Origin of the sequence: Rhodobacter sp. 24-YEA-8 (assembly GCF_900105075.1) — a bacterium.
In the GTDB taxonomy this organism is placed as follows: Bacteria; Pseudomonadota; Alphaproteobacteria; order Rhodobacterales; family Rhodobacteraceae; genus Pseudogemmobacter.
The window spans coordinates 1,510,630-1,522,286 of record NZ_FNSK01000001.1 but is presented as its reverse complement, the minus strand read 5'-3'; the positions used below and the strand labels follow the sequence as shown (position 1 = coordinate 1,522,286).

The 11,657-nt window shown below is 63.6% G+C and carries 10 protein-coding genes and 1 pseudogene; 6 read left to right on the top strand and 5 right to left on the bottom strand.

The window, feature by feature from the left end:
- The 3 genes from BLW25_RS07535 to mazG all read right to left on the bottom strand — a co-directional run bounded on the left by BLW25_RS07535 (position 1) and on the right by mazG (position 2,353).
- A complete protein-coding gene (locus BLW25_RS07535) occupies positions 1-945 on the bottom strand; it encodes a nucleoside hydrolase (RefSeq protein ID WP_092897826.1) in 945 nt (314 codons plus the stop codon).
- A gap of 158 nt (positions 946-1,103) precedes the next feature.
- Positions 1,104-1,226: a hypothetical protein gene (locus BLW25_RS25225; RefSeq protein ID WP_290438668.1), complete on the bottom strand. Its 123-nt coding sequence runs from the start codon at positions 1,224-1,226 to the stop codon at positions 1,104-1,106.
- A gap of 281 nt (positions 1,227-1,507) precedes the next feature.
- Positions 1,508-2,353, bottom strand: a complete 846-nt coding sequence (gene mazG, locus BLW25_RS07530; RefSeq protein ID WP_092897824.1) for a nucleoside triphosphate pyrophosphohydrolase — start codon at positions 2,351-2,353, stop codon at positions 1,508-1,510.
- Positions 2,354-2,435: 82 nt separating this feature from the next.
- On the opposite strand from mazG, the gene BLW25_RS07525 reads away from it, so the two are divergent.
- The 6 genes and pseudogenes from BLW25_RS07525 to BLW25_RS25495 all read left to right on the top strand — a co-directional run.
- The gene (locus tag BLW25_RS07525) at positions 2,436-3,602 is read left to right on the top strand and encodes a M20 aminoacylase family protein (protein ID WP_092897822.1); all 1,167 of its coding nucleotides are present in this window, start codon (positions 2,436-2,438) and stop codon (positions 3,600-3,602) included.
- A 60-nt stretch (positions 3,603-3,662) separates the two neighbouring features.
- The gene (locus BLW25_RS07520) at positions 3,663-4,094 is read left to right on the top strand and encodes a DUF6636 domain-containing protein (protein WP_092897820.1); all 432 of its coding nucleotides are present in this window, start codon (positions 3,663-3,665) and stop codon (positions 4,092-4,094) included.
- Positions 4,095-4,206: 112 nt separating this feature from the next.
- The gene (locus BLW25_RS07515; RefSeq protein WP_092897818.1) at positions 4,207-5,103 is read left to right on the top strand and encodes a hypothetical protein; all 897 of its coding nucleotides are present in this window, start codon (positions 4,207-4,209) and stop codon (positions 5,101-5,103) included.
- A gap of 63 nt (positions 5,104-5,166) precedes the next feature.
- A complete protein-coding gene (prfA, locus tag BLW25_RS07510) occupies positions 5,167-6,222 on the top strand; it encodes a peptide chain release factor 1 (protein WP_092897816.1) in 1,056 nt (351 codons plus the stop codon).
- The gene (prmC, locus tag BLW25_RS07505) at positions 6,219-7,070 is read left to right on the top strand and encodes a peptide chain release factor N(5)-glutamine methyltransferase (protein WP_092897814.1); all 852 of its coding nucleotides are present in this window, start codon (positions 6,219-6,221) and stop codon (positions 7,068-7,070) included. The genes prfA and prmC overlap by 4 nt, the downstream gene beginning before the upstream one ends.
- A gap of 284 nt (positions 7,071-7,354) precedes the next feature.
- Positions 7,355-7,777: pseudogene (locus tag BLW25_RS25495) on the top strand (DUF4167 domain-containing protein); the annotation flags it as partial.
- Between the two features lie 1,607 nt (positions 7,778-9,384).
- Here BLW25_RS25495 and rsmA read toward each other — a convergent pair.
- Positions 9,385-10,230 carry a 16S rRNA (adenine(1518)-N(6)/adenine(1519)-N(6))-dimethyltransferase RsmA gene (gene rsmA, locus BLW25_RS07490; RefSeq protein ID WP_092897809.1) on the bottom strand — a complete coding sequence of 282 codons (846 nt, stop codon included), beginning with the start codon at positions 10,228-10,230 and terminating at the stop codon, positions 9,385-9,387.
- 95 nt (positions 10,231-10,325) lie between these two features.
- Entirely contained in the window at positions 10,326-11,519 is a 1,194-nt protein-coding gene (locus BLW25_RS07485) for a peptidylprolyl isomerase (protein ID WP_171909502.1), read from the bottom strand.
- Positions 11,520-11,657 lie beyond the last annotated feature (138 nt).

Here is an 11,657-nt window from a genome sequence, read left to right as displayed (position 1 = left end):
TTACAGCCGCGCGATGCGTTCGGTCAGCAAGGCGTAAAAGCCGTCGCGGTCAACCGATCCGATGAAAAGCGCGTTGGGCGCCCGTTTCGTGACGCCCCACCAGTCGGCCACCGTCATGCCAAGCGTAAGTTCGGATTTCGTCTCGATTGCGACATTGATGAAGCGACCGGAAAAGAGCCCGGGGCGCAGCATGAAGGCGATCACGCAAGGGTCATGCAGCGGGGCACCGTCAGTGCCATATTTCGCGGTGTCGTAGCGCTCAAAGAAATCGGTCCAGGCGGCGACCGCGTCTCCGGCGCGGGTGCCAAGCGCGCGCAGACCATTCACCCAGGCGCGCGAGGTCAGCGCCTTATGGGTGACATCAAGCGGCAGCACCACCAGATCGACGCCGGAGCGGAAGACTATATCCGCAGCCTCGGGGTCGACATAGATATTAAACTCGGCCGCCGGGGTGATATTGCCGCCTTCGAACAGGGCGCCGCCCATCAGCACGATCCGGCGGACCCGCGCGATGATATCCGGGGCGCGGCTGAAAGCGGTGGCGATATTCGTCAGCGGGCCGAGGGTGCAGAGTGTTACCGTTCCAGCCTCTTCACGACGCAGCGTTTCGACAATGAAATCAACGCCGTGTTGCGAGCTGACGGTCAGCTCTGGCTCGCCCAGGTCGATCCCGTCCAGCCCGCTTGCGCCATGGACCTCTTCTGCGGTGACACCCTCGCGGTTCATGGGCCGGTCGCAGCCGGCAAAGACCGGAACATCGCGCCGCCCCGTGAGGCCGACGATATTCAGCGCGTTGCGCACCGTCAGCGACAGCGGCACATTGCCGGCGACCACGGTCACGCCAAGCACCTGCAGCGCCTCGGGGCTGGCCAGCGCAAGCAGAAGCGCGACCGCATCATCCTGGCCCGGATCGGTGTCGATGATGATCTTTTGCTGTTCTGCCATGAGCTTTACCTGCGCTGTACCCGGGATCTGACGCGAGCTTAGCCAATCCCGTGCCGCGTTGCGAGAGGGCGCGATCCGGGGGGCCTGCAAGCTGACCGGGCTACCATCGTAAAGATCGCTGTTTTTGATCTCGCAATATAGTCGCCATCCGCTCGATATCACGCTTTCGACGCCTTGCGAGCGCTGCCCCGGCTTTCACCGTTGGTCGCAAGGGCCAGGGCGCCGTCATTTTCAACGCCGGTCTCATTGGTAAAGACGTCTTCGTCATCCTTGACAGACATGTTTCTCGGCGCGCCGTTAAGCGTAAAACTGCCCCTGTGCCGGCTTGTATCGCCAAGGCCGGGATTGCGGTTGGAGACAACGGAGAAGGTGAGAATCAGCTGGCACCGGCAGACGGGAGAGGGCGCAGAGCGGGGCATCTGCCGGGTATCCGGAAATTTGCCTGCAGAGCGATTAACCCCCGCGCGCGTGCCGTCGGTTTCGCGGTCTCATCTCCCGAAATCTCCGGGCAAATCGACGTATAACCTGCGGAATGCCGGCCTGGAAAGTTACCCCCTGGCGCTCACTTTGTGGCCTTCTCTTCTGCCTTGGCCCGGTCCCACAGCGCATCCATCTCGGCAAGGTCCGACGCCGCCGGGCTGCGGCCATCCTCGGCCAGCCAGTCCTCGATCCGGTTGAAGCGGCGGGTGAATTTCTGGTTTGCTGCCCGCAGCGCAGCCTCGGGATCGACCTTCAGGTGCCGCGCGAGATTGGCCATGACGAAGAGCAGATCGCCCATTTCCTCAGTCAGTTCGACCTCGCTCAGGGTGTCGCGCGCCTCGACGACCTCGGCGGCCTCCTCGGTGATCTTGGCCAGCACATCGCCCGCACCGGGCCAGTCAAACCCGACCCGCGCCGCCCTGTTCTGCAGCTTGACCGCCCGCGACAGCGCCGGAAGCGCCATCGCCACGCCGTCGAGCACTCGCGCAGGTCCGCGCTCGCGTGCTTTCAGCTCCTCCCAGTCGATGCGCTGTTGATCGGGGCTTTTATCGCGGCTTTCGTCACCGAAAACATGCGGATGGCGGGCGATCATCTTGTCGGAAATCGCGCGGATCACATCTGACAGATCAAAGCGCCCGGCCTCTTCCTGCATGCGCGCATGAAACACGACCTGGAGCAAAAGATCCCCCAGCTCCCCCTTCAGCTCATCCCAGGCCTCACGCTCGATGGCATCGACCACCTCATGCGCCTCTTCCAGACAATAGCGTGAAATCGAGGCCGGGGTCTGTTCCACATCCCAGGGGCAGCCGGTTTCCGGATCGCGCAGCCGCAGCATGATTTCCGCCAGCCGCGCGATATCGCCGGCCCGGGTCGCGTCATCGTTAACCAATTGGTCGCTTTCGGCGCGGTCAAGGCGGGATACGGACATTGCGAAGCTCCGGTTTGGGTCACATTATACGGGTGATGAATCGGTCCCTCCGGGCCGTGAGACAACCAGGAAAGCCGCCGCAATGCCCGTACTGAACCGTATCGCTTCTTATGCCGGGGAAATGAAGGGCTGGCGTCAGCATATCCATGCCCGGCCCGAGCTGGAATTCAACTGTCACGAGACCGCGGCCTTCATCGTCGAACGGCTGCGGGAATTTGGCGTCGATGAGATCCATGAGGGGATCGCGAAATCCGGCGTTGTGGCGATCATCAAGGGGCGCGGAGCGGGGCCGGTGATCGGGCTCAGGGCCGATATGGATGCGCTGCCGATCACCGAGCTCACCGGGGCGGACCATGCCTCGACCGTGCCGGGCCGCATGCATGCCTGTGGCCATGACGGGCATGTGGCGATGCTGCTGGGCGCGGCGAAATACCTTGCCGAGACCCGCAACTTCGTCGGTGATGTCGCGCTTTTGTTCCAGCCCGCCGAGGAAGATGGCGGCGGCGGCGAGGTGATGGTGAAAGAGGGCGTGATGGATCGCTTCAACATTGCCCGCGTCTTCGGGATCCATAATGCGCCGAATCTGGCGCTTGGAAATTTCCAGACCACGCCGGGGCCGATCATGGCATCGGTCGATACGGCCTGGGTCACGGTGACGGGCCGTGGCGGCCATGCAGCGACGCCGCATGAATGCGTCGATCCGGTGGTGGCAATCGTGGCCATGGTCCAGGCGGTGCAGACCATCATCCCGAGAAACGTCTATGCGCTGGACGAGGCGGTGATCTCGGTCACGATGATCAATGCGGGTTCCGCCTCGAACATCATTCCCGAAAGCGGCACTTTCGCCGCCACGATCCGCGCCTTCCGGCCCGATGTGCGCGATCTTCTGAAAAAGCGCTTTCTCGAGATCGTCTCGGGCACCGCGACCGCTTTCGGCGTCGATGCCGAGGTGAATTACGAATGGGGCTATCCTGCCACCATCAATGACGAGAAAGAGACCGAATTCGCGGCCTCGGTCGCGCGCGAGATTTCGGGCGATGCGGCGGTGAATGATCAGTCAAATCGCGAGATGGGATCCGAGGATTTCTCTTATATGCTGGAGGCGCGTCCCGGATCTTATCTCTTCCTCGGCATCGGGCCGGGGGCGGGGCTGCATCACCCGGCCTATGATTTCAACGATGAGGCCGCGCCGATCGGCGCAAGCTTCCTCGCCCGCCTTGTCGAAAAGTCGCAACCGATCCCGGGGTAAGGCCGGTTTTTGCCGGTGTCTGGCCCTGATCGGTCCCCGGCCAGAACAGGAGCATAACAGATGTGGCGGTTTCTTCTCCTTTCGGTGCTGGCCTTCGGGCCAGCCACCATCTTCGATGCCAGGGCGGCGGCGGCTCAGGATCAGAGCGGCAGCTTTCGCAGCCCATCAGACAATATCCATTGCTATTATGATGCATCTGAGGGCGATCTCTGGCTGCGCTGTGACATGGCAGAGGGCAAACAGACCTATACCGTGCCGCCCGAGGATTGCGATCTTGACTGGGGCATGTCCTTCCTGCTCGGCGAGACCGGGCCGGCCGAGCTGACCTGTCACGGCGATACGGTCCGCGATCCTCGTTCGGCGGTTCTGGGCTATGGGTCAGAGTTGGTGATCGGTGAGATCATTTGCCAGTCGGAAAAGACCGGCCTGACCTGCCGGAATGGCGAAGGCCATGGCTTCCATCTCGCGAAGGCCGGTCAGAAAATGTTCTGAACCAGGGTGTTATGGCTTTTTTGTTCCAGCGCGCCAAAATCAGGCGGCTGGCGCTTCCCGCGCGATCAGGGCAGGATCGGATCCTGGAATTCCGGGCGCAGGGCCGATCACGATGAGACAGAGCGATATCGCCGGCTGGCAGCTGGTGCTGGTGATCTGGGGCGAGAAATATGGCGCTCAGGATGTGAATGGCCTTGTCGCGGCCGTGCGCGAAACTTCGGCGGGGCTGCAGCGCGTGCTGCTGATCACCGACCGGCCCCGGGAAGGGCTGGCAGACGGGATCGGCACACTGGCCTTCCCGCCCGAATTCCTTCAGCCCGCATGGATGCGCGGCGGCTGCCAGGCCAAGCTCGCCATGTTCTGCCCGGAGCTTGTGCCCGGAGATCTGCCGGCGATTTATCTGGATCTTGATACGGTTGTGCTGGGCGATCTGTCGCCGCTGATCCGGCGGCGGCGCGACCCGGATGCGATCTCGATCCTGCAAAGCACGGTTCTGCCTTTTGGCGCGGCATCACGGGTGCTGCACCGGCTGACCGCCGGCCGGCGCTATGCACGTGGCAACAGCTCGGTCGTGGTCTGGCAACCAGGGCGGTGCGATTACATCGCCGGGCAATTCCTCGCCATGGCAAAGGGCAGGGAGGATTTCACCGGTACCCCGATGCGGGCGGATGAGCGCTTCATCTCCTGGGTGGCGCAGCCGGTGATCTCGGCGGTGCCGCGCGATATGGTCGTGAAGCTCCCTGCCGAATTCATGTTGCCCTGGCTCTGGCTGGGGCGGCTATACGGTGCACTGCCATGGGTGCGGCGGCGGCGCGCGCGTCTTGCCGCCATCACGCTGCCCGGGGCCGAGGTCAAGGCCGGGACGCTGGCTGATCTGCCGGAAGGCAGCGAAGTGGTGGACCGCAAGGGGCGGCGCATGATCTGGTCGGACGCCTGGCTTGGGCCGGTGCGCCAAAGGCTGTTGCAGGCCATCCGCGCAGCAGGCGGCAAAGGGGGCTCGTCTTCCTGACCCCGGGCTCAGGGACCGCTGCGCCCCCTTGACCCGCGCCGTCGCGCACGGCAGGGGTTATCCATGCTGCCCCAGGACAAACTCGCCCGCATCACCCAACGATTTGAATATGTCGAGGCCCGGCTGAATGCCGGCGCCGCGGCAAGCGAGATTGCCGCGCTGAGCCGCGAGTATTCCGACCTGAAGCCGGTCGTCACGGGGATCGCGTCCTGGATGCGCGCCCGCGCCGATCTGGCCGAGGCCGAGGCCATGCTCGGTGATCCCGAAATGCGCGCGCTGGCGGAAGAAGAACTCCCGCGTCTGCGCGAGGCATTGCCCGAAATGGAACATCAGCTGCGCCTCGCGCTATTGCCGAAAGATGCCGCCGATCAGCGTCCGGCGATCCTCGAGATTCGCCCCGGAACCGGCGGCGAGGAGGCGAGCCTTTTCGCAGGCGACCTTGCCCGCATGTATCAGCGCTATTCAGAAGCCCAGGGCTGGCGGTTCGAAGTGCTTGAAAGCCAGACCACGGATCTGGGCGGCATCAGGGAATTCACCGCCTATATCCAGGGCACCGGGGTCTATGCGAAGCTGAAATACGAATCCGGCGTCCACCGCGTGCAGCGCGTGCCCGAGACCGAAGCCGGGGGCCGAATCCATACCTCGGCCGCGACCGTCGCCGTTTTGCCCGAGGCGGAAGAGGTCGATATCGACATCCCGGCCTCTGACATCCGGATCGACACGATGCGGGCCTCGGGCGCCGGGGGCCAGCATGTGAACACCACCGACTCGGCAGTCAGGATCACCCATTTGCCCACCGGCATCATCGTGACCTCGTCGGAAAAATCTCAGCATCAGAACCGCGCCAATGCCATGGCGGTGCTGCGCGCCCGCCTGTTTGAGATCGAGCGCGACCGGCTGGCCCGTGAACGCGCCGCCGACCGCAAATCGCAGGTCGGCAGCGGAGACCGCTCGGAACGCATCCGCACCTATAATTTCCCGCAGGGCCGGATGACCGATCACCGGATCAACCTTACGCTCTATGCGCTGAACCAGATCATGCAGGGCGATCTGGACGAGGTGATCCAGGCGCTGAGTGCCCATGACCAGGCCAGCAGGCTGGCCGAGGAAGAGACATGAGCACCGGCCCGGGCCGTCTGGCGAAACTGGTGCTGGCGGAGGCCGTGGCGCAGCTGCGCGCGGCAGGAGTTGAAGATCCCGCCCGTGATGCGCGGCTTTTGCTGGCACATGCCATCGGGATCGGGCCTGAACGGCTTTTGCTGCATCTGGCGGATCCGCTGGATCATGGCTCTGCGTCCCGGTTCGATGCCGCGGTTCTTGCCCGCGCCGCCCGCATGCCCGTATCGCAGATCGTCGGCCAGCGGCTGTTTTACGGTCGCAGTTTCATCGTCACAGCCGACACGCTCGACCCGCGCCCCGAGACCGAGATCCTGATCAGCGAAGCGCTGCGGCTGCCATTCTCGCAGGTGATCGATCTTGGCACCGGGACAGGGGCGATCCTTCTGACCCTGCTTGCAGAAAACCCTGCGGCGACGGGGATTGCGACCGATATCTCGGCTGCGGCGCTCGACGTGGCGCGGCGCAATGCCGAAGCACTTGACCTGAGCGGGCGGGCAGATTTCGTCCGGACAAGCTGGCTCGACGGCGTCACGGAAAAGGCCGATCTGATCGTCTCGAACCCGCCCTATATCACGCTCGACGCCATGGCCGGCCTTGAGCCCGAAGTCCGCGATCATGAGCCCCATCTCGCGCTGACCGATTTCGGCGACGGGCTGAGCGCTTACCGTGCCATTGCGACCCAGGCCCCCGCAGCCCTGCGGCCTGGCGGCCGGCTGATCGTCGAAGTCGGCTGGGATCAGGGCAGGGCGGTAGCAGAGATCTTTGCCGCCGGTGGCTTTAAAAATGTAGACATAATTCAGGATTTTGACGGCAAAGACAGGGTTGTCAGCGCCATCGCTGCGGCCTGACCTGCGTCTTTGCCCACCTTAATCAGCAGAGCATTTGCTGATATTGCGCGTCTTGAACCCGGCAAATGGGCAACTATATCGTATTTCACCGAAAAAACCCTGTGGATGAGTGCATTTCCCGGCAGAATCAGCTTGCCAGACTGCGGCTCACATGGTTTAGCAAATTCATGCGGTGGATCTGGCGCTGACCGCGCCCTTCCCGCAAAACCGATCCCGCCCCTGCATTTCCCGTCGCACAAAGCGGCATTATGGGGGCCACGGTGATCCCTGGACATTAGGCAAAGATGCGCTCTTCCAAGAAACGCTCGCGTTCAAATCAGAACCGCCCGCGCTCGCTCGGCAATATCGTCAACCGTGTGTTCGATTCGTCGGGTCCTGAAGGCAAGGTGCGGGGAACGCCGCAGCAGATTATCGAAAAATACCAGACGCTGGCGCGGGATGCGCAGCTGTCGAATGACCGCGTGGCGGCAGAGAATTTCCTCCAGCATGCCGAGCATTATACAAGGATGCTGGCCGAGGCGCAGCGCGAGCTTGCTGTCGAGCAGGAAGCCCGCCAACAGCAATATCAGCAAAGCGGCGCCGGCCAGAGCTCTGGCAACCAGAATTCCGGCAACCAGAATGGCGGCCAATATGGCAACCAGAATGGCGGCAACCGCGACAATCGCGAGCGTGGAGAGCGTGACAACCGCAATGATCGCGGCGACCGCTTTGAGCGCAACGATGGCCGAAATGACAGCCGCGGTGAAACCCGCAATGATGGTCGCAATGACCACCGCGGGGACAACCGGGGTGAAGGTCGTAACGAGGGCCGGAATGAGACCCGCGCTGAAGGGCGCAACGAGAACCGGAACGACTCGCGCAATGAACCGCGCGGCGAAGGTCGTAGCGAGGGACGGGAGCCGCGCCATCAGCGCGAAGACACCCGCCAGCCGGATCTGATTTCAGATGTGATCGATTTTGGTTCGGATAATAGCGGCCTCGTTGATCTTCCCGAACGTGGCGCCCCGGCGCCCGCGCCTTCGGAACCGGTACTGTCCGGCGGGGAGAGCGCACCCGCTGCCACTCCGGAGGCCGCTGCAGATACGCCGCTTTTCGCCACTGCCAGCAAATCGGCCGAGGCCGGCGAAGAGCCTGCAGCCGCACCTGCCACGAGCGAATCTGCCGCAACCGAATCTTCAGCCACGGGTCGCGCCGCGCGTGGTCCGCGCACGCCGCGCGGTGAGAAACCTGCCGAAAAACCTGCGAAAGCCGAGCGTCCCGCCGGCAGCCGCGCGCCGCGCGCCAATGCCCGTCGTGAGGCTGACGAAGCTGCCGGGCCTGCAGAGGTCGCCGAGATCGAAAAGCCGCGTCGCGTCAGCCGCCCGCGCAAGACCGCCAGTGGCCCGGATACCCCCGAAGCCGCCGAGTGAAGGAAAGAAAGGCCGCCCCGGGGCGGCCTTTTTGTTTTCCCGCCGACTGGCGTGGCACTGTCGGCGGGTGCTCAGTGTCGCCTCTGGTCGGGACCGCACGCGTCCTTTTATAGAGAAGCAATGGGGCGCCGGAAATGCACCCAACCTGATGTTACGGATTGAACGGCCTGGCCCGGACAGGCCTTTTTACCGTGCCTGGCAAATGACCTTGCCTGTTTCGAACAAGGTCTATGATGCAAAGCAGGGGCCTGTCCGGCTTATGCGTGTGCCGGCCGCCGATCTGAACTGGAAACCCAAAGCTGACAATCCGGCAGAGCGCTGCGCGATCTCCCCCTGCAGTGTTGAAGGGTTGCGCCGGTAGCGCGCCGGTCAGACCTGGTTCGCGGCACGTGCGGTCTGGCCTCGCAACGGGGGGCTTCTGTCAGCTCGCCGACATGGGATGGTGACCTCCCGCAAGGTTCTGGCCTCGTGGGTGTCTGACACGCCGGAACGGCGCTTCTGCTTTGCTGCGCTGAACGCAGCCCCCCACCGCTTCGCCGCAGCAAAGCGCGCGATCAGCCAAACCCGCCAAATAGGTCAGATGCACAAACCAAAGCCCTGAAAGGGCAAAGAACAACATTCTCAGCCCGGTGCTAAATCAGCGGCCTGTCAGACCACGTCTTCCCTGAGCGCCTGTTCGCCTTGCTGAAAGACACATGCGTCGTCTGCACGGCGGTCAGATTGGCTCACAGGCCCGGGGACGGCTCCCGCGATGGGGCGTCCTGAAACAGCATCGAAACTGATCCACGGGCGGGACCAACAGCGCAAATCAGCCGAACAACTGTCCAGAGATCAGGGCGAAACTCAAAGTATCTCGTCGGAGGCGATGTTGCTGCCAGCCTCGGCAGCCACCGACCCGTCAGTCTTCAGGTTCCGGCCGAAATATTGCGGGCCAGCGCGCAAAAGGCTTCCAGCCCGATTTCTTCGGCCCGCGCAGTCGGCGCGATTCCAACCGATTCCAGCCGCGCCTCGACATCAGGCGCGAGCCCCTTCAGCGAGGAACGCAGCATCTTGCGGCGCTGATTGAAGGCCATGGCGGTAATCCGGTTCAGCACTTTGCCATCCGCCGGAAAGCGCGGCTCCTCGAGCCGGGTCAGATGCACCACCGACGAATGCACCTTCGGCGCCGGGGTGAAGGCTTCCGGCGGCAGGGTCATGACAATCTTCGCATCGGTCCGCCAGCCCGCCAACAGCGCCAGCCGACCGTAATGGTCGCTGCCGGGCTTTGCCACGATCCGTTCGGCCACCTCTTTCTGAAACATCAGCGTCAGGCTCTGCCAGAAAGGGGGCCAGACTGGCGGCGACAGCCAGCGGATCAGAAGCTCGGTGCCGATATTATAGGGCAGGTTGGCCGCAATCTTTACCGGTGCGGTCAGATGCGCCGCCACATCCAGCTCCAGCGCATCGCCATGCAGCACCGTCAGCCGCCCGGGATAGGCCGCAGCGATCTCGGCCAGCGCCGGCAGCGCGCGCGCGTCTTTTTCAACCGCAACCACATGGCGGGCGCCTTCGGCCAGCAGCCCACGCGTGAGCCCGCCGGGCCCTGGCCCGATCTCAAGGACATCGGAGCCGCTCAGATCCCCCGCCGAACGGGCAATCTTCGAGGTGAGATTAAGGTCGAGCAGGAAATTCTGCCCCAGTTGCTTTTTCGCGACCAGGTCATGGGCGCGGATCACTTCGCGCAGTGGCGGCAGCCCGTCTATCGTCGCCAAAGCTCCGCTCCTGTCTTTCTCTTGATCCAGATATTCCGGGGGGGCGGGGGCCGACCCCGATTATATGCCCCCCGGGCTTGCCCGTCAGCCTGATATCAGGGCCGGCGGATCAGCGCCGCATGGCGCAGTTCCTCGAGATAATTCTCGGCCAGACCATCGAGCTTCTGGTTCATCAGAACCTCTTTCACCCGCTCGCGGTTCGGGGGCGGATCCATGACCGGCTGCCGTTTGCACAGCATGATCAGCCGCCGCCAGCCATCACCGCGCGGCTTTGTCACAAACTCCCCCTGATCCAGCTTTGCAAGATCAAGCGCAATCTCGGGCGAGATTTCCGACAATGCCTGTGTCCGGATCGTCAGATTGTCGGCCGGCAAGCCCTTTGCCAGGGCGTAAAGGTCGTTGCAGACATCTGAGCCCGCGCTGACCCGCACCAGTTCTTCCATCGAATCCGGGATCAGGAAATCGGCCCATTCCACCGTGACGCTGATTGGCGCGGCCTTTTCATCCGTGGCAATCGCGCGCAGCTGGAACAGAACCACCGCCCCCGGCACCGAGATGGGCGCCGAGGTCTTTCCCGGCGACAGCGCCAGCAGCTGCGAGGAAATCGCAGGCGGCAGGTTGGAAAGCTGCAGCCAGTCGGGCACGCGACCGCCGGTAGGCGCGGTGGGCGCCGCCGAATAGTTGCGCGCCGCCGCCGCGAAGGCGCTTTCGGATTTGACCTCGCGCGAGAGCCGCTCTGCCAGTGCCATCGCCTCGGCCTCACGGCCGGGTTCGGCCGGGATCACCAGCTCTGAGACCTGAACCTTCATCGCCTTTGGCCGGGTCGCGGCTTCCAGGAACTTGTCGACATCGGCGTCGGAGGCCGGCACTCGCCCGGCAAAACGATCCCGCACCACCTGGCGCCACAAGGCACCGGCCTGGACGAAATCGCGATAGGTTTCGGCCGAGACACCGGCCTTGGCCAGTTCCGCAATCAGCTGTTCGGCGGTCAGATTGGCGCGGGTGGCGAATTCTTCCATCCCCGCAGTCAGTTCTTCCGGCTTCAGCTTAACGCCAAGCCGTTTCGCCTCGCTCATCCGCAGCCGGTCGTCGATCAGCGATTTCACCGCTTCGGTTTCAGGATCGCCCGGCGCATTCAGGATCTGGAGGAAACGCGCGCGCTGCGTCACCTCATATTCGGTGATGACCTGCTCATTCACGTAGACCCGCGGCGCAAACAGGTTCTGCGCCAGCGCGGGCTGTGCAAAAACCACCGGCGCGACCAGCGGTGCGGCGAATGCCGAGCTCATGACTGCGCTCATGATCGCGCCCCTGAATGTGCACATGTCCGGGGCTTTCATCAGGACCAGTCCCGAAGTCGCATTGCGCAGCCTGTTGCGCGGGGTGTTCTCAGCTTTTACCATCTGTCCGACCGCCTGCCCGTAGTC